General features: G+C 59.9%; 17 protein-coding genes. 4 read left to right on the top strand and 13 right to left on the bottom strand.

The window, feature by feature from the left end; translation table 11 throughout:
* Positions 1 to 11: 11 nt before the first annotated feature.
* The 5 genes from ACL2XG_RS14425 to ACL2XG_RS14405 all read right to left on the bottom strand — a co-directional run bounded on the left by ACL2XG_RS14425 (position 12) and on the right by ACL2XG_RS14405 (position 5,732).
* Positions 12 to 383, bottom strand: coding sequence for a copper-binding protein (locus tag ACL2XG_RS14425; protein WP_413721886.1), 372 nt, complete (start codon positions 381 to 383; stop codon positions 12 to 14).
* A gap of 76 nt (positions 384 to 459) precedes the next feature.
* On the bottom strand, positions 460 to 816 hold the full coding sequence (locus tag ACL2XG_RS14420; RefSeq protein ID WP_410012550.1) for a hypothetical protein: 357 nt from the start codon (positions 814 to 816) through the stop codon (positions 460 to 462).
* Between the two features lie 282 nt (positions 817 to 1,098).
* Positions 1,099 to 1,563: an anaerobic ribonucleoside-triphosphate reductase-activating protein gene (nrdG, locus tag ACL2XG_RS14415; RefSeq protein ID WP_410012549.1), complete on the bottom strand. Its 465-nt coding sequence runs from the start codon at positions 1,561 to 1,563 to the stop codon at positions 1,099 to 1,101.
* A 5-nt stretch (positions 1,564 to 1,568) separates the two neighbouring features.
* On the bottom strand, positions 1,569 to 3,707 hold the full coding sequence (gene nrdD / locus ACL2XG_RS14410) for an anaerobic ribonucleoside-triphosphate reductase (protein ID WP_410012548.1): 2,139 nt from the start codon (positions 3,705 to 3,707) through the stop codon (positions 1,569 to 1,571).
* A gap of 372 nt (positions 3,708 to 4,079) precedes the next feature.
* Positions 4,080 to 5,732, bottom strand: a complete 1,653-nt coding sequence (locus tag ACL2XG_RS14405) for an alpha,alpha-phosphotrehalase (RefSeq protein ID WP_413721887.1) — start codon at positions 5,730 to 5,732, stop codon at positions 4,080 to 4,082.
* A 529-nt stretch (positions 5,733 to 6,261) separates the two neighbouring features.
* On the opposite strand from ACL2XG_RS14405, the gene mgtA reads away from it, so the two are divergent.
* Entirely contained in the window at positions 6,262 to 8,973 is a 2,712-nt protein-coding gene (gene mgtA, locus ACL2XG_RS14400; protein ID WP_410012546.1) for a magnesium-translocating P-type ATPase, read from the top strand.
* A gap of 34 nt (positions 8,974 to 9,007) precedes the next feature.
* On the opposite strand, the gene ACL2XG_RS14395 is transcribed toward mgtA, so the two are convergent.
* The 4 genes from ACL2XG_RS14395 to ACL2XG_RS14380 are packed head-to-tail and all read right to left on the bottom strand — an operon-like array spanning position 9,008 to position 12,965.
* A complete protein-coding gene (locus tag ACL2XG_RS14395; protein WP_410012545.1) occupies positions 9,008 to 9,745 on the bottom strand; it encodes a peptidase in 738 nt (245 codons plus the stop codon).
* Between the two features lie 24 nt (positions 9,746 to 9,769).
* Positions 9,770 to 10,609 carry a transglutaminase domain-containing protein gene (locus ACL2XG_RS14390; protein ID WP_410012544.1) on the bottom strand — a complete coding sequence of 280 codons (840 nt, stop codon included), beginning with the start codon at positions 10,607 to 10,609 and terminating at the stop codon, positions 9,770 to 9,772.
* Positions 10,606 to 11,535, bottom strand: a complete 930-nt coding sequence (locus tag ACL2XG_RS14385; RefSeq protein WP_410012543.1) for an alpha-E domain-containing protein — start codon at positions 11,533 to 11,535, stop codon at positions 10,606 to 10,608. Before ACL2XG_RS14385 ends, ACL2XG_RS14390 begins: the two co-directional genes overlap by 4 nt.
* Positions 11,529 to 12,965, bottom strand: a complete 1,437-nt coding sequence (locus tag ACL2XG_RS14380) for a circularly permuted type 2 ATP-grasp protein (RefSeq protein WP_410012542.1) — start codon at positions 12,963 to 12,965, stop codon at positions 11,529 to 11,531. Before ACL2XG_RS14380 ends, ACL2XG_RS14385 begins: the two co-directional genes overlap by 7 nt.
* Before the next feature lie 289 nt (positions 12,966 to 13,254).
* On the opposite strand from ACL2XG_RS14380, the gene vapB reads away from it, so the two are divergent.
* Together vapB and vapC are read left to right on the top strand one after the other, a co-directional pair.
* Complete coding sequence (gene vapB / locus ACL2XG_RS14375; protein ID WP_410012541.1) at positions 13,255 to 13,488, top strand: type II toxin-antitoxin system VapB family antitoxin; 234 nt, start codon at positions 13,255 to 13,257, stop codon at positions 13,486 to 13,488.
* Positions 13,488 to 13,889 carry a tRNA(fMet)-specific endonuclease VapC gene (gene vapC / locus ACL2XG_RS14370; RefSeq protein WP_410012540.1) on the top strand — a complete coding sequence of 134 codons (402 nt, stop codon included), beginning with the start codon at positions 13,488 to 13,490 and terminating at the stop codon, positions 13,887 to 13,889. The genes vapB and vapC overlap by 1 nt, the downstream gene beginning before the upstream one ends.
* Positions 13,890 to 13,913: 24 nt before the next feature.
* Here vapC and ridA read toward each other — a convergent pair whose 3' ends face one another.
* The 3 genes from ridA to pyrB all read right to left on the bottom strand — a co-directional run bounded on the left by ridA (position 13,914) and on the right by pyrB (position 15,788).
* Positions 13,914 to 14,300, bottom strand: a complete 387-nt coding sequence (ridA, locus tag ACL2XG_RS14365; RefSeq protein ID WP_410012539.1) for a 2-iminobutanoate/2-iminopropanoate deaminase — start codon at positions 14,298 to 14,300, stop codon at positions 13,914 to 13,916.
* A gap of 76 nt (positions 14,301 to 14,376) precedes the next feature.
* Positions 14,377 to 14,841 (bottom strand): aspartate carbamoyltransferase regulatory subunit, encoded by a 465-nt coding sequence (gene pyrI / locus ACL2XG_RS14360; RefSeq protein ID WP_413721888.1) that lies wholly within the window; start codon positions 14,839 to 14,841, stop codon positions 14,377 to 14,379.
* An 11-nt stretch (positions 14,842 to 14,852) separates the two neighbouring features.
* The gene (gene pyrB, locus ACL2XG_RS14355) at positions 14,853 to 15,788 is read right to left on the bottom strand and encodes an aspartate carbamoyltransferase (protein ID WP_410012537.1); all 936 of its coding nucleotides are present in this window, start codon (positions 15,786 to 15,788) and stop codon (positions 14,853 to 14,855) included.
* 384 nt (positions 15,789 to 16,172) lie between these two features.
* Between pyrB and ACL2XG_RS14350 the strand changes: the two genes are divergently transcribed.
* Positions 16,173 to 16,640: a YhcH/YjgK/YiaL family protein gene (locus ACL2XG_RS14350; RefSeq protein WP_410012536.1), complete on the top strand. Its 468-nt coding sequence runs from the start codon at positions 16,173 to 16,175 to the stop codon at positions 16,638 to 16,640.
* Positions 16,641 to 16,657: 17 nt separating this feature from the next.
* On the opposite strand, the gene argF is transcribed toward ACL2XG_RS14350, so the two are convergent.
* Positions 16,658 to 17,665: an ornithine carbamoyltransferase gene (gene argF / locus ACL2XG_RS14345; RefSeq protein ID WP_410012535.1), complete on the bottom strand. Its 1,008-nt coding sequence runs from the start codon at positions 17,663 to 17,665 to the stop codon at positions 16,658 to 16,660.
* Positions 17,666 to 17,724: the final 59 nt, after the last annotated feature.

Below are 17,724 nucleotides of genomic sequence, written 5' to 3'. Positions count from 1 at the left end.
ACGATCCTCGCTTACTGCTGGAGAGAATGAATGGCGGTGAGCGTATAGCCCTGGGCGTCCTGGCGGAAACTGAAATCCACCTGCGTGCCGGCGGCCAGCTTTCCTGCGTCCAGGTCGGCCGGCACGGCGAAGGTCATGGTCATCGGCGGCCATTTCAGCGCCGCAATGGCCTGATGGGCGATAGCCACATGCTGGTTATCCCAGCGCTTGATAATGCCGCTTGCATGGTAGTCGGCGGGGGAGGTGTTAACGTTTGACGCGGCCGTGACGCCGTGATCATGATGCATACCGGGCATATCGCCCATACCGGCCATATCGTCGGCAAACGCGGGCAAGGCAAAAACAGAAACAGCGGAGAGAACAACAATAAATAATGTGCGCATTGCATTGATTCCTGAACATAAGTCATCCACTACCGTCGCGTTCAGGCGACGGCAACCGTTGGCGTTATGTCAGGATCTATAACCGGTACCGGCAGAATTGAATCTCCGCCGGCGGCCCTGCTATGGGCGGGGTAAGCCAGGCGACATCCGGCAGGCGCGGTTCGTCGCGCCACTCGGCCACCTGGAGATCGGTTTGGCTGGGCAGGACCACGAACGGCGCGTGCTGGGTGTCTTTTTGCGCGGAATCCGGCACGCAGTGCTTATCGCATAATAACCCGGGCGCGGCGGCGCGCTGCTGCGAAGGCATATTGTCATGCAGCATATGCTCGCTATGCTCAAGGGCCGCCGGCAGCGCGGTAACCGGCATTGAGCACTGGTGGCTGGCCAGCGCCAGCTGGGCGTTCAGTAACAGCCAAAAGGCCAGCAGAATCATAGCGAACACCCGCCGCCTGCGGCAGCGTAGCTTGACCATGAATTCTGTTACTGAAGCGGAGGACACGATAATTCCCTTGTTTGGCAATCCCGGCGCGGAAAAGGCGCCGGTCGGCTTAAGTGAACGCGAAAAGCCCGGACAGCTTATTGATGCGCATCAATTTTTACTTGATAAGCAAAAACTGGCAAGGGTAATTTGCACTAACTGACAAATCAGGGGGTGAGCCGCGATGCCCGCCGCGATGCGGCGTAAGCGCGACGGTTGCGCGGATGATGGCGGATGTTAACGCAGATGATGCACCACCTGGTTGCTGCTGCCGCGCCAGATCAGCGCCGGGTCCCGCAGCGCCTGGATAAATTTACCGTCGATCAGCACGTTTATCAACGCGGCCACCTCCTGCTGGGCGTCGGTTAATTCCGCCAGCCGGTAACCGGTCCAGACCCAGATATCCTTGGCCGGGCACTCGGCGCGCACGCGCCGCACCAGCTGCAGCACGGCGGAGAGATTCTGCGGATGCAGCGGATCGCCGCCCGAAAGCGTCAGCCCCTGGCGGTGGATACGGGTATCCTGTAAATCGGCGATAATCCGGTCTTCCATGGCCGGGGTAAAGGGCACCCCGGAGTTAAGCCGCCAGGTGCTTTTGTTATAACAGCCCGGGCACTGGTGCACGCAGCCGGACACAAACAGCGTACAGCGCGTGCCGGGGCCGTTAATCACATCCACCGGGTAATACTGGTGATAATTCATCCCTGTCAGCCCAGCTGGCCGTCGGGCAGATGTTTCACCCGCCGTTTCACCTCTTCCTGCTTGCCGGCGTTGAACGGCCGCGCGTCCGGGCTGCCGAGATAACCACACACCCTGCGGGTTACCGACACTTTGGCCGGATTGTGATTGCCGCATTTCGGACAGGTAAAGCCTTTGCTGGTACAGGAAAACTCGCCGGTAAAACCGCACTCGTAGCATTCGTCAATGGGCGTGTTGGTGCCGTAGTAGGGAACCCGGGTATAGCTATAGTCCCAGACGTCTTCCAGCGCTTTCAGGTTATGCTGCAGGTTCGGATATTCGCCGTAGCAGATAAACCCGCCGTTGGAGACCGGGGGATAGGGCGCTTCAAAATCCAGCTTGTCGTAAGGGTTGACCTGCTTTTCCACGTCAAGGTGGAAGCTGTTGGTATAATAGCCCTTATCGGTCACGCCTTCGACGATGCCGAACTCGGCGGCGTCCAGACGGCAGAAGCGGTCGCACAGGTTTTCGCTCGGCGTGCTGTACAGGCTGAAGCCGTAGCCGGTCTCTTCTTTCCAGCGGTCGGTGGCCGCCTTCAGGTGGGCCACGATGGACACGGCCTTCGCGCGCAACGCCTGATCGTCATAGACATGGGTCTGGCCGCCGAACAGGGCGTTAATGGTTTCATGCACGCCGATATAGCCAAGCGAAATGGAAGCCCGGCCGTTCTTGAAAATGTCGGCCACGTCGTCATCGGCTTTCAAGCGCACGCCGCAGGCCCCTTCCATATACAGGATCGGCGCCACGCGGGCCTTGACGCCGTCAAGCCGGGCGATACGGGTCATCAGCGCTTTTTTCGCCAGCACCAGGCGTTCATCCAGCAATTGCCAGAAACGGGCTTCGTCCCGTTTGGCCTCCAGGGCGATGCGCGGCAGGTTGAGGCTGATAACGCCCAGGTTGTTGCGCCCGTCGTGGATCTGCCTGCCGTTCTCCTCGTAAACGCCGAGGAAGCTGCGGCAGCCCATCGGCGTCTTAAATGAACCGGTAACCTTCACTACCTGATCGTAATTCAGGATATCCGGGTACATGCGTTTGCTGGCGCATTCCAGCGCCAACTGCTTGATATCGTAGTTGGGATCGCTGAATTTATGGTTCAGGCCGTCGCGAATGGCGAACACCAGTTTCGGGAAAACGGCGGTTTTGCGGTTTTTACCCAGCCCGGCAATGCGGTTGCGTAGGATGGATTGTTGGATCAGGCGCGATTCACGGCTGGTGCCCAGGCCAAAACCGAAGGTGACGAACGGCGTCTGGCCGTTGGCGGTATGTAGGGTATTGACTTCATATTCCAGCGACTGGAAAGCGTCGTAACATTCTTTTTCGGTGCGCGACAGGGCATACCCTTCCGCGTCGGGAATCTTCCACTTCGTGGCGGTATTGCGATGTTTGTCGTAGCTGGCGGCCACGTAGGGCGCCAGGATCTCGTCGATCCGGTTAATGGTGGTGCCGCCGTAGATATGGCTGGCCACCTGGGCGATAATCTGCGCGGTTACCGCCGTGGCGGTGGAAATGGAGCGGGGGGGCTCGATTTCCGCGTTGCCCATTTTAAAGCCTTTGGTCAGCATGCCTTCCAGATCGATCAACATACAGTTGAACATCGGGAAGAACGGCGCGTAATCCAGGTCGTGGTAATGGATTTCGCCGCGTTCATGGGCCAGCACCACGTCGCGCGGCAGAATGTGCTGGCGCGCGTAATGCTTGGCGACGATGCCGGCCAACAGATCGCGCTGGGTGGGGATGACCTTGCTGTCTTTATTGGCGTTTTCGTTGAGCAGCGCCATATTGCTCTGCTCGACCAGGCCGCGGATTTCCTGGTTCAGGCGGCCGCGTTGTTCACGGGCGACGTCACGATCGTGGCGGTATTCGATATACAAACGGGCCAGCGTTTTATGCGGCCCCGCCATCAGCTGGTTTTCCACCGCGTCCTGGATATCGCGGATATCGACATGGGAGCGGGAATTCATCTGCTGGCCCACCAGGGCGGCGACGGTGGCGCAATAATCGTTATCCTGAACACCGGCGGCCTGCGCGGCATGCACTATCGCCTGGTAAATCCGTTGCTCATCGAAATTGACCTGGCAACCGTCTCGTTTGATCACTACCGGTTTCACGATGCGACTCCTTTACGCCTGGGGGCGGGTTAGGTGTTTCCTTCTTTTACCGGCCGTTTTCCCGGCGGGCCTGGCCGGGCGCGATACCAGCGGTAGAGAAGGTAAACACTATATCTAGTTTGTTATAATCAATAATGCCACTAGATGTAGAGTATGAGCTAGTCAGATGTCACTAAACTTGACCTAACGCAATAAAATCGACCCGTGGTCGAAGAGTTGTACAGCGCGGTTTTTAGCCGATAAACCGGCCGTCGCGGTTTATGCCGCTGAAAATAAATCAATAAATTTCCCCCGGGGCGGCTTGGGGCGTTAAAAAATTTTTCGCGCGATTTTCCGGTCGTCGTTACCGACGGGTTTTATCCGCGCGCGTGATTATTCCCGCAGCCAGAAAACCGCCTCATAAGGCCGCAATGTCAGCGGCCCCGGCGAGTGGGGCGTATCGGCATAATTGCTCATCAGCCGCCGCCACGGGCCGCGCCAGGCGGTTGCCGGCCGCCACTGCTGCGGTTGCCGGCCCAGATTCGCCAGCACCAGCAGCCGCTGGCCGCGCCAGGCGCGCCGGTAATGCCAAAGCGCGGGGTGCGCCGGGCTCAGGTCGCGATAATCCCCCTCCGTCAGGATCGGCAGGGTTTTGCGCAGCGCAATCAGCCGCTGATAGCAATAAAATACCGAATCCGCGTCGGCCAGGGCGGCCCGCGCGTTGATCCGGGCGGCATTGCCGGCGCCGGCAATCCACGGCGTGCCGGTGCTGAACCCGGCGTTGACGCCGTCATCCCATTGCATCGGCGTGCGGCTATTGTCGCGGGATCGGGCGGCCAGGACGTCCAGCGTCTGCTGGCGGCCCAGGCCACGCGCCATGGCGTCGGCATACATATTCAGGCTTTCGACGTCGCGGTAGTCGGTAATGGCGCTGAACGCGGGGTTGGTCATGCCCAGTTCCTCGCCCTGGAAGATAAACGGCGTTCCCTGCATGCCGTGCAGCGTCATGGCCAGCATCTTGGCCGAGACGACCCGCAGCTCGCCCTCGTCGCCGAAGCGGGAAACGATGCGCGGCTGATCGTGATTACACCAAAACAGCGTGTTCCAGGCGTGGCGGTGCATCCCCCGTTGCCAGCGGTTGAATATCTGCTTGAGCAGCACAAAATCCGGCGGCGCCAGCGCCCATTTTTCTCCGTCGGCGTAATCCACTTTAAGGTGATGGAAATGGGCGGCCATGGACAGCTGTTCTCCGTTGAGATTGGCGTACTGGCGGCATTTCTCCAGGGAAGTGGACGACATTTCCCCCACCGTCGTCAGCGCCAGCGGCGTAAAGATTTCCCGGTTCATCTCGCGCAGATAATCCTGCACCTGCGGCAGATCGGTATAAAAAGGCCGGCCGTCGCCCCCGGGCGCATCGGGCAGCCGCGGGTGCTTGGCTATCACGTTGATCACGTCCAGGCGCAGGCCGTCGATACCGCGATCGGCCCAAAACCGGCAGATATTTTTCAGCTCCACGCGCAGCGGCGGATGCGCCCAGTTCAGGTCCGCCTGCTCCCGGGAATACAAATGCAGGTAGTATTGTCCGCCCGGCGCCGGCTGGTGCCAGGCGCTGCCGCCGAATTTTGACAGCCAGTTATTGGGCGGGCCGTCGTCCCGGCCGTCGCGCCAGAAATAATAGGAGCGGTACGGGCCGTGCGGGTCTTTCGAGGCGATAAACCAGGGATGGGAAGTGGAGCTGTGATTAAGCACCATATCCATAATGATGCGCATGCCCCGCCGGTGGGCGCCGGCCACAAGCGCGTCAAAATCCGCCATCGTGCCGTAGGCCGGGTCGATGGCGTAATAATCGGCAATATCATAACCGCTGTCCACCTGGGGCGAGCGATAGACAGGCGTCAGCCACAGCGCATCCACTCCCAACTGGTGCAGGTAATCCAGACGCCGGGTGATCCCGGCCAGATCGCCGCAGCCATTGCCGGTGCTGTCCTGAAAACTTTTCGGGTAAATCTGGTAAATAACGCCGTTGCGCCACCACGGGACCGTCATGCTAGCCTCCGCCCCGCAGCCGGCCTGCCGCCGGTGTCGTTATGATTGTCGATGCGCTGGTCTCCCGGTTGTTTTTCGTCGTGACGGTATAACGATTGCCTGGCAACGGGGCAAAATGTGCTGTCGCGACCAAGGGGTTCAATTATCAGCCGGCAAACGCATAGTTGTTTATTTTTCGTTGATGTCTGGGGCCGTATAGTCCGCCAGGAAATAAACGCGGCTGCCTGCAATACAGTTTATGCCTGACGTTACCTACCCTAAAGAAGTTGCCGCGCCAGGGACAGTAGTTTCGTCTTCCCGCGGGCGGATTTGTCGATAACCGCATGTTTTTTGTCTCACCGGAGGTGGATCACCTGTATGGACCCCGTACCCAACCCTGATTGTTATTCTCCCATCCGGTAAAGCCCCTGCGCTTTTTCGCGCCTGCCTTGCCGGATGATAAACGGCAGGCAGAAGCGACGCTCTTCTGCTGATGAACTTTTTGCCCTGCCCGGCGGTATTCGTCCGGATCGGCACGGAAGACAGCATCATGATTACACTTTACGCACGTCAACTTTTTACGCGGCTCTATCATCATTTGCCCCGCCGCCTGTTCCAGCGCGACCTGATGCTGGATGGGCTGAAAGCCGGCGCCAGCCGCACTGTGCCCGCCGCCCTGACCCGCGCTTGCCTGGAGTGCGCGCAGGCCACGCAAGCGGAACTCTACGCGCGTTTCGCCAGCGGCCCGCAGGGCCTGGACGCGGCCGGCGTTGCCATCGCGCACCGGCGGCATGGCCTGAACAGCGTGGCCGCCGAGCAGCCGCTGACCTGGCGGCGGCACTTATGGTCCTGCTATCGCAATCCCTTCAATATCCTGCTGACGGTGCTGGGCATCGTGTCCTACGGCACCGACGACATCATTGCCGCCGGGGTGATCGCCCTGATGGTGATGATTGCCACCCTGCTTAATTTTATCCAGGAGGCGCGCTCCAACAAGGCCGCCGACGCGCTCAAGGCCATGGTGAGCAATACCGCCACGGTACTGCGCGCCGACGGGCCGGGCGGCAGCGGCGTGTACCAGGAGATCGCCATGGCCAGCCTGGTGCCGGGGGATATCGTCAAACTGTCCGCCGGGGATATGATCCCGGCGGATTTACGCATCCTGCATGCCCGGGATCTGTTTATCGGCCAGGCGGCGCTGACCGGCGAAGCGCTGCCGGTGGAAAAAAAAGCCGGCGTCGCAGGGGAGGCCGGGCGCAATCCCCTGGAATGCGGCAACCTGTGTTTTATGGGCACCAACGTGGTAAGCGGCACGGCGCAGGCGTTGGTCATCGGTACCGGCGATAGCACCTGGTTCGGTCAGCTTGCCGGCCAGTCCACGGCGCAATGCGCGCCGCCAAACGCGTTCCAGCTGGGCATCAGCCGGGTCAGCTGGCTGCTGATCCGCTTTATGCTGGTCATGACGCCGGTGGTGTTGCTGGTGAACGGTTTTACCAAGGGCGACTGGTGGGAAGCGGCGCTGTTTTCGCTCTCGGTGGCCGTGGGCCTGACGCCCGAAATGCTGCCGATGATTGTCACTTCGTCCCTGGCGAAGGGGGCGGTGCAGCTCTCGCGCCAGAAGGTGATCGTCAAGCGGCTGGACGCCATCCAGAACTTCGGCGCGATGGATATCCTGTGCACCGATAAAACCGGCACGCTGACCCAGGATAAAATTGTGCTGGCCAGCCATACCGATGCGTTCGGCAAGCGCTGTGAGCGGGTGCTGCAAAACGCCTGGCTGAACAGCTTCTACCAGACCGGCCTGAAAAACCTGCTGGATAAGGCGGTGCTGGAAAAAATGGCGCAGGAAGACGCCGGCCTGGCGCAGGCGCGGTGGCGCAAAATCGACGAAATCCCCTTTGATTTTGAGCGCCGCCGGATGTCGGTGATTGTCGGCGCCGACGACGGCCAGGCGCGGCTTATCTGTAAAGGCGCGCTGGAGGAGGTGCTGGGCGTTTGCAGCCGGGTGCGCCACGGCGACGATATCGTGCCGCTCGGCGCCGCGTTGCTGGCGCAAATCAGCGCCGTGGCCGGCGAGCTGTCGCTGCAGGGGCTGCGGGTGGTGGCGGTGGCCGGTAAACCCGTCGCCATGGAACGCGGCGACTTCAGCCGGCTGGATGAGGCGGATCTGGTCCTCGAAGGTTATATCGCCTTTCTCGACCCGCCGAAAGAAAGCACCGCGCCGGCGCTGGAGGCGCTGGCCAGGCACGGCGTCACGGTGAAGATACTCACCGGCGATAACGAACGGGTGGCGGCCAAGGTTTGCCGGGACGTCGGCCTGGCGGTCGACCGGGTGCTGACCGGCGATGAGATCGAGGGCATGGACGACAGGCAGCTGGCGCTTATCGCCCGGGCGACCACGGTGTTCGCCAAACTGACGCCGCTGCAAAAAGCGCGCATTGTCGGCGCCCTGCGCCGGGAAGGGCACGTGGTGGGGTTTATGGGCGACGGCATTAACGACGCGCCGGCCCTGCGCGCGGCGGATATCGGCATCTCGGTGGACTCGGCGGTGGACATCGCCAAGGAGGCGGCGGATATCATCCTGCTGGAAAAAAGCCTGATGGTGCTGGAGGCGGGCGTAATCGAGGGCCGGCGCACCTTCGTCAATATGATGAAGTATATCCGCATGACCGCCAGCTCCAACTTCGGCAATGTCTTCAGCGTGCTGGTGGCCAGCGCCTTTTTACCGTTCCTGCCGATGCTGCCGCTGCATCTACTGGTGCAGAACCTGATTTATGATATCTCGCAGATTGCCATCCCGTTCGATAAGGTGGACGAGGAGCAGCTACGGCGCCCGCAACGGTGGCGCAGCGGGGACCTGGGGCGTTTTATGGTGTTTTTCGGCCCTATCAGCTCCATCTTCGATATCCTGACCTTTTGCCTGATGTGGTGGGTATTCAAAGCCAACACGCCCGAGCAACAAACCCTGTTCCAGACCGGCTGGTTTGTGGTGGGCGTGCTGTCGCAAACCCTGGTGGTGCATATGCTGCGCACGCGTAAAATACCGTTTTTGCACAGTCGCCCGTCCTGGCAGCTTGGCATCACCACCCTGGCGGTCATCGCCGCCACCGTCGGCATGACCTTTACGCCGCTGGCCGGATTCCTGCACCTGCAGGCGCTGCCGGGCGGCTACTGGCCCTGGCTGGTGGCGATACTCGCCGGCTATATGGCGCTGGTCCAGTCCATGAAAGGCTGGTTCGTGCGCCGGTATGGCTGGCAATAAGCGCACGCCGGCGCCAAGCCTTGTCCCGCGCCGGCTAATTCTCCGCCAGCTTCAGCGGCGGCAGCTGCAGGAAAGTGTTGAGCAGTCCTTCGGCCCAGGCTTTGCGGATAGTGGCGAAGTAGGGGTGCTGCTCGGTAATGCGATACTGCTCGTCGCTGGCGAAGCTGTCGCGGCGATAGATCATCACATCCAGCGGCAGGCCCACCGACAGGTTGCTGCGCAGCGTCGAATCGATGGAAATCAGCGCGCAGCACATGGCCTGTTCCAGGGGGGTGTCAAAGGACAATACCCGGTCGATAATCGGTTTGCCGTATTTGCTCTCGCCAATCTGAAAGTAGGGGGTATCTTCCGTGGCCTCGATAAAATTGCCCTCCGGGTAGATATGGAACAGCCGGGGCCCTTCGCCGGCGATTTGCCCGCCCAGCAGGATGCTGCAGCTGAAATCGGTGCTGGAACCGCTTTGCTGCGCGCTGCTGTCGCGGAAAATAACTTCCCGCACCGTTTCGCCAATCAGGCTGGCGGCGTCGAACAGCGTGGGCACGGTCAGCAGGTTCGGCCGTTCCATATCCCGGGTGCGCAGCCGCAGCAGGTTGATGATGCTCTGGGTGGTCGCCAGGTTGCCGGCGCTTTGCAGCACCAGCGTGCGCTCGCTGTCCTGATGCAGGACATGCAGCTTACGGAAGGTCGAGATATGATCCACTCCGGCATTGGTACGGGAGTCGGAGGCAAACACCAGTCCGTCCGACAGGCGCATCGCCACGCAGTAGGTCATAGAAATATATCCTCGTTATGCAGGTTATTGTTGTTGGGCGCCGGCCTGGCTTTCCTTGCCTGGCGGGCGGCTTCCCTCGGTCTGCTCCACCGTCGCTTCTGAAAACATCTCCTCGTAGCCGCCGCCGATACGCGAGCCGCGCACCGGGCAGGCGTCGAGATAATCGAAGCCGACCGCCAGCTTCAGGTGCTGGCTGGGGTTACAGGTGTTATTGGTAATATCGAAACTCTGCCAGTGCTCGTTCAGCCACACTTCCACCCAGGCGTGCATCGCCACGTGTTTGGTGTCTTCGCTGTAAATATAGCCGCTGACGTAGCGCGCGGGGATATGCAGGCTGCGGCAACAGGCCAGGAATACATGGGAATGATCCTGACAGACTCCATGCTGGGCGGCAAATACTTTAGCCGCCGAATCCTGCACCTGGGTGGCGCCGGGGGTATAGGGCATGCGTTCACGCAGTTCCGCCATCAGTTCGCGCAGGCTTTCGTCCGCGGCGGCGGCGCGGTAATAACGCGCGGCGAAAGTGCGGATGGCCTCGTCCGCCCGCGTCAGCGGGCTGGGACGCAAGAAGACCAGCGGCGACAGCGGGCCGCATTCCTCCATGATTTCCTCGCTGTTATCGGCAATCTCCACCACGCCTTTGGCGCGGATGGCGATCACCTCATGCGGCCGGTCGAGGGTCAGCACATGCTGCAGGTTGCCGAAGCCGTCGATAACCTGCGTCGCCTGCTCCGGCAGGTTAAGCGACCATTCCATAATCCGTTGCCGGGCGGTGTTCTGCGGCGTCAGGCGTAGGTATTGCGTGCTGAATTTGACCTCGTGATCGTAGCGATAATGGGTCAGGTGATCGACGGCCAGTTTCATAACGCCTCCAGATACGTATGGTTAATGCTTTCCGCCAGCGCGTTTATCTTGCCCTGGAATTGCATCATATAAGCCTGCAACCCCAGCGCCAGCACTTCATCCAGCGTGCTGAAGCGCAGCTCCACGTTCAGGGTATGGGCCAGCCGCCGGGGCACATTGGCCCGCTGGCCGCCGATCCGCTCCAACTGCTGCACCACATCGCCCACGCAGGCGCGCAGGGAGCGCGGCATATCGTTGCGCAGCACCAGCAGCTCGGCCACCGTTTCGCGGCTGACGGGATGTTTATACAGGCTGTGGTAGGCCTCGCGGGCGCTGACCGCGCGCAGCAGGGTATCCAGGCGATAATATTCGCGCACCGGATCGGAGTCGGCATCCAGCTGCTGGTCCTTGACGCCCAGCAATTGCGCCGTGGCGTAGGCGCGCTCGATAAGCGTGCCGAGGCGGATAAAACACAGGGCGTCGTTGCGCAGCAGGGTGCCGAACATGGCGCCGCGAAACAGGTGCGCCCGTTCCTTGACCCAGTCAAAGAACGCGTCGGTGCCCACCTTGGCCACGCCCTTGCCGCGCATCAGCTTCATTTCGATCCAGGTGGCGTTAATGCTTTCCCACACCTCGGATGACAGGCTGCCGCGCACCGCATGGGCGTTGTTCCAGGCCACCTCGAAGCAACTGTAGATGCTGCTCGGATTGTGGGGGTCCAGGGCGAAAAAATTCAGCAGATTGGTCATGCTCAGGCGGGGATAATGCTCGGCAAACAGCTCGTGGGTGCCGGTCAGGTTAAGCGGCAGGGTTAAATCCTCGTTTTGCTGGCTGCGCAGCGGCATCAGCGACAGCTTATAGGTCACGTCCAATACCCGGGCAATGCTCTCGGCCCGCTCCAGGTATCGGGCCATCCAGTAGAGTTCGCTGGCGGTTCTGCTTAGCATGCGTCGTCCTCCATAATCCAGGTATCCTTGGTGCCGCCGCCCTGGGACGAGTTCACCACCAGCGAGCCGGCGTTCAGCGCCACCCGGGTTAGCCCGCCCGGCACCAGCCGCACCTCGTCGCCGGTCAGGGCGAACGGCCGCAGGTCGATATGGCGCGGCGCCAGGCCTTCCTCGACAAAGGTCGGGCAGGTGGACAGCGCCAGCGTCTCCTGGGCGATATAGTTGCTGGGGTTGGCCAGCAGCCGCTGGCGGAATTCAGCCAGTTCGGCGCGCGAGGCTTTCGGCCCCACCAGCATGCCGTAGCCGCCGGCGCCGTGCACCTCTTTCACCACCAGCTTTTCCAGGTTGGCCAGCACGTAGGACAGGGCGCTGGGATCGCGGCACTGCCAGGTGGGGATATTGCCGAGGATGGGCTCTTCGGAAAGATAAAACCGGATCATCTCCGGCACATAGGGATAGATGGATTTATCATCCGCCACCCCGGTGCCCAGCGCGTTGGCCAGCACCACGCCGCCGGCGCGGTAGACCGACAGCAGCCCGGGCACGCCCAGCGTGGAGTCGGCGCGAAAGGCCAGCGGATCGATATAGGCGTCGTCGATACGGCGGTAGATCACATCCACCTTGCACGGTCCCTCGGTGGTGCGCATATAAACCGCGCCCTGTTTGACGAACAGATCGGCGGCCTCCACCAGCTCCACGCCCATCTGCTGCGCCAGGAAACTGTGCTCGAAGTAGGCGCTGTTAAAACGCCCCGGCGTCATCACCACCACCGTCGGGTCTTCCACCGCCGTGCTTTCGCGCAGGGTTTGCAGCAGGTCGAAAGGATAGCGCTCAATGGGGGCGATATGCTGGCTGGCGAACAGATCCGGATAAAGCCGCATCATCATTTTGCGGTTTTCCAGCATATAGGAAACGCCGGACGGCGTGCGCAGGTTATCTTCCAGCACATAATAGTGCCCGTCGCTGTTGCGCACCATATCGGTGCCGACGATATGCGCATAGGTATTATTATGCAGATCGATCCCCTGCATACAGGGCTGGTACTGTTCGTTGGCCAGCACCTGCTCCGTCGGCACGATACCCGCCTTTAGGATATTCTGCCCGTGGTAGATATCATAAAGGAACGCGTTCAGGGCCTTGACCCGCTGGCGAATGCCGCGATCCATCCAGGCCCACTCTTTGGCCGGGATAATGCGCGGCACGCTGTCGAACGGGATCAAGCGCTCGGTGCCGCCTTCTTCTCCGTAGACGTTAAAGGTAATGCCAACCCGGTGAAACAACAGCTCGGCTTCTTCTTTTTTCTGCTGAATGGCCTGCCGGTCCGCCTGCTGCAGCCATTGCCAGTAAGCGCCGTAGTGGCCGCGATGTCCGCCGTCGGCCAACAGCATCTCATCAAAAAAGGGCGACCCGGAAAGATTTATTTTAATCATCTGTTTACCTTTGCTGGCCCATCAACGCTGATAAAACCCCGTTAGCAGCTCCATTGACAACCCATGCATAAAACGCGCCAGCCCGTGAACCGCGGCCACCGGAGAAAACCATGCCGCGGGGCGTCCGCCTGCATTATTTTAGTGCGCGCAACGCCGCCGTCGCCGTTTTCTCCCCAAAATGGTGCGTAAAATTAACCTGTTGCACGCGGACGCTTGCCTGCCATATACACTTGCTATATACCGTAATGACGTATAATTTGATGAATAAACAGGCTAAAGGAGAGGTTGGATGTCCACGAGTACAATCTTTATCAATAATCGCTCGCAGGCCGTGCGCATCCCGGCTGAGTTACGCTTTGCCGATGATGTGAAGGTGGTGAATGTCCGCGCGGTGGGGAATGAGCGGATTATCTCTCCCGCGCAGCACCGCTGGGATAGCTTTTTTTTGACCGACCCGGCGGTCTCGGAAGATTTTCCGGAGGAAAGACCCTCTCAACCGCAACCTGAGCGTGAGTCCTTTTAATGTATAAATATATGCTCGAGACGAATTTTGTCATCTACGTGATAAAACGGCGTCCGCTTGAGATGCTCGACCTGTTTAACGCCAATGCGGGGCGCATGGTGTTATCGTCCATTACGCTGGCCGAGCTGATGCATGCCGCGGAAAAAAGCGCGGATGCGGCGCGCAATTACCGGGCGGTGGAGAGTTTTGTTTCGCGCATGGAAGTCCTGGGGTATGGCGCGAAAGCGGCGCGGCATTATGGCGATATCCTGGCCCATCTGGAACAGACGGGCCTGCCGATAGGGGTAAACGAGGTGCATATCGCGGCCCATGCCCGCAGCGAGGGTTTGGTCGTCGTCACCAACAACCCGGCGGAATTCAGCCGGGTCGAGGGTTTGCTGATTGAAAACTGGATTAACTAAGGCGCCGCGCGCGCCTGTCATGGCCTAGCGCCGTACGGCGATGGCCTCGATTTCAATCTGCACGTCTTTCGGCAGGCGCGCCACTTCCACGCATGAACGGGCCGGGAAGGGCGCGTTATGTTCGGTGAAAAAAGCTTCGTAAGCGGCGTTGACGGTGCCGAAGTCGTTTAAATCCTTGACGAACACCGTGGTTTTAATAATATCCGCCACCTTCAGGCCGGCGGCTTCCACAATCGCCCGCACGTTGTCCAGCGATTGACGGGCCTGCGCCGCGATATCATCGGCCACCAGCCCGGTTTGCGGGTTAATGGGGATCTGGCCTGAGGTGAAAAGCATAGTGCCGAGATCGACCGCCTGAACGTAGGGTCCGATGGCGGCCGGTGCGTTTTCAGTACTGATAATACGGGACATGCTGGCTCCTGGGGTTGATAGGCGAATCAAAAAGCGTTGCCGGCCATTATAAAGACTAAACCGGCGCGTGCCCAGCTCAGGCGTTCTGGATAACCGCCTGATGCTCGAACTCTTTTTCACAATATTTGCATTTCAGGTGCACCTGGTTGTCGCGGCTTTTGACCGTAAAACCCGAGGCCACCGGCTCGCTGCGGCTGATGCAGTTGCTGTTGGGGCAGGTCAGCACGCCGTCGATGCGATCCGGCAGCGTCAGGGTCAGCTTGCGCACCACTTCATAGTTATCGATACGATTCACGGTGGCGTGGGGGGCGTACATCGCCAGCTGGTTCGCCTGCTGTTCGGTAAGGAACACGTTCTCGATCTTGATCAGATCTTTTTTCCCCAACTGGTTCGACGGCAGGTTCAACCCGATGGTGATGCGCTGATCGGTGGCGGTCAGCTTAAACAGGGTCAGCAGCTTAAAACCCACCTGCGCCGGGATATGGTCGATCACCGTGCCGCGCTTGATTGCCTCGACCTGCAGTTTATTATCCTGAGTCATTCTCTTTCCCCTTAGCCTGCCAGTTGATCGTTTAACACCAGGGACAATAACGCCTGGCGCGCGAAAATGCCGTTGCCGGCCTGCTGGAAATAATACGCGTAGGGCGTGGCGTCCACCTCGTGGGCAATTTCATCCACCCTGGGCAGCGGATGCAGCACCTTGAGATTCGCGCGCGCCTTCAGCAGATCCACGGCGCGCAGCACAAACTGAGCCTTGACGTTGGCGTATTCCGACGGATCCAGCCGTTCTTTCTGCACCCGGGTCATATACAGGATATCCAACTGCGGCATCACTTCCTCGATGGTGGCATGCACGCTGTACCCGATGCCTTTATCCGCCAGCATATTCAGGATATAGGCGGGCATCGCCAGCGCTTCCGGCGCGATCAGGAAAAAGTGATTGCCGTCGAACTTGGCCAGCGCCTGGGCCAGGGAGTGGACGGTGCGGCCATACTTCAGGTCGCCCACCAGGGCCACGTTAAGGTTATTCAGCCGTCCCTGGGTTTCCTGAATGGTAAACAGGTCAAGCAGGGTCTGGGTCGGGTGCTGGTTGGCGCCGTCGCCGGCGTTGAGGATGGGCACGCCGCCGGAAAATTCGGTGGCGAGCCGGGCGGCCCCTTCCTGCGGATGGCGCATGACGATGGCGTCGACGTAGGTGCTGATAACCGAAATAGTATCCGCCAGGGTTTCGCCCTTTTTGCCCAGGGAGGTATTGCCGGCGTCGGAGAACCCGACCACCGAGGCGCCCAGGCGGTGGATGGCGGTTTCAAACGACAGCCTGGTACGGGTGGAGGCTTCAAAAAAACAGCTGGCCACCACTTTATGTTTCAACAGCTCCGGTTGCGGACGGGCTTTCAGGCCGGCTGCGGTGCGCAGTACCAGCTCCAGCTCCTCGCGGTTCAGGTCATTAATGGAAATGATGTGTTTTTGATAAAGGGGGTTAGCCATGTATGTCCTCCTTACGGGTGTCGTTGACGCCGGCCTTGCGCAAGTGTAGATCGCGGTCCGGGATAGCGCGCAAAAAAAAGCCCCTCAACGAGGGGCCTGATACGGATAGATAAAAACGGGCAACGGGAGCAGCAACGGCAGCTGGCCGCCTGCGGGCAGGCGGCGGCAGTCATAGGCAGCAAAAATCACGCAGCTGTTCATTGATCCTCCCGGCAAATTGCCCGGAATTATACGCGCGTGCCGGCACACTTCAAGGGCCAAAACGCCGATATTTATGAATAAGCAAACGATTGGCTTGCTAATCAAAATAAGTGTTAAATAACTCTCTTTTTTCGCGCGCAATCTGATTTATAATGAAACGATATTTCATTTTAAGGAAAAATTATGATCACCGGTAATATCCATCATCTCGATCTCGTGCCTTATCTGCCCGCCAAGCTGCGTGACGCCATCGACTATGTCAAACAACACATTACCAGCGAGACGCCGCTGGGTAAGCATGATATCGACGGCGACCGGGTATTTGTGCTGATCTCCAACGACAGCACCGATCTGCTGGAAAAGCGCCGCGCCGAGTTCCACGCTAAATATCTCGATATCCAGATCGTGCTGGACGGCGTGGAAGGCATGACCTTCAGCAACCTGCCGGCGGGCAAGACGGATACCGACTGGCTGGCGGATAAGGATATTGCCTTCCTGGCCGCGGGCGAGCAGGAAAAACAGTTTGTGATGCAGGCGGGCGACTTTGTGGTGTATTACCCCGGCGAAGTGCATAAACCGCTGTGCGCGGTCGGCGCGCCGGCCCATGTGCGCAAAGCGGTGGTGAAAATCGACACCGCCCTGGTTCGCTGAACAGATAGCACGCCGGCTTATTCCCGCGCGAGCGTTGCCACCATCACCGCTTTGATGGTGTGCAACCGGTTCTCCGCCTGATCGAATACCAGGCTGTGCGCCGATTCAAACACCTCGTCGGTCACTTCCATGCCGCCGGCCAGGCCATATTGTTCGGCCATTTGTTTGCCTACGCCGGTCTGGTCGTCATGGAACGCGGGCAGGCAGTGCAGAAATTTCACCTCTGGGTTGCCGGTCAGCCGGAGCATCGCCATATTGACCTGGTAGGGACGCAGCAGGGCGATACGCTCTCCCCACAGGGCTTTCTCCTCGCCCATGGAAACCCAAACGTCGGTGTAGATAAAATCCACCTCGCGCACGCCCGCCGCGATATCCTCGGTCAGGGTAATATTGCCGCCGCGCTGTTGCGCCAGTTCGCGGCAATGGGCCACCAGCCGCTTATCCGGCCAACAGGCGCTGGGGGCGACCAGGCGTAAATCCAGGCCGGTCAGCGCCGCCGCTTCCAGCATGCTGTTGCCCATATTGTTACGGGCGTCCCCCACGTAGGCGAACGCCATCTGCGCGAAGGTTTTCTGCGGCAGGTGTTCCTGCATGGTCAGCAGATCGGCCAGTAACTGGGTAGGGTGGAACTCGGTGGTTAACCCGTTCCACACCGGCACGCCGGCATGGCGCGCCAGTGTCTCGACGATCTCCTGACCGTAGCCGCGGTATTGAATGCCGTCGTAAAGCCGGCCCAGGACCCGGGCGGTATCCTTAATGGATTCCTTATGTCCGATCTGGCTGCCGCTCGGGCCGAGATAGGTGACGCGCGCGCCCTGATCGAATGCGGCGACTTCGAAAGAGCAGCGGGTGCGGGTCGAGTCTTTTTCGAAGATGAGCGCGATATTTTTACCCGCCAGGCGCGGCGTTTCCCGCCCGGACTGTTTTTCCCGCTTCAGGCTGGCGGCCAGGGCCAGTAATTCATGGATCTCGGCGGGCGTGAAATCCAATAACTTCAGGAAATGACGGTGATAGAACTGGCTCATATGCGGCGTTCTCCGGTCTTAATCAATTGTAAATTGAATTTAAATTCACTTTATATGTA

The organism is Sodalis sp. RH24 (assembly GCF_047324145.1).
Taxonomy (GTDB): domain Bacteria; phylum Pseudomonadota; class Gammaproteobacteria; order Enterobacterales; family Enterobacteriaceae; genus Acerihabitans.
Note: the sequence above shows the minus strand (reverse complement) of the source record. Positions and strands in the feature narration are given on the sequence as shown.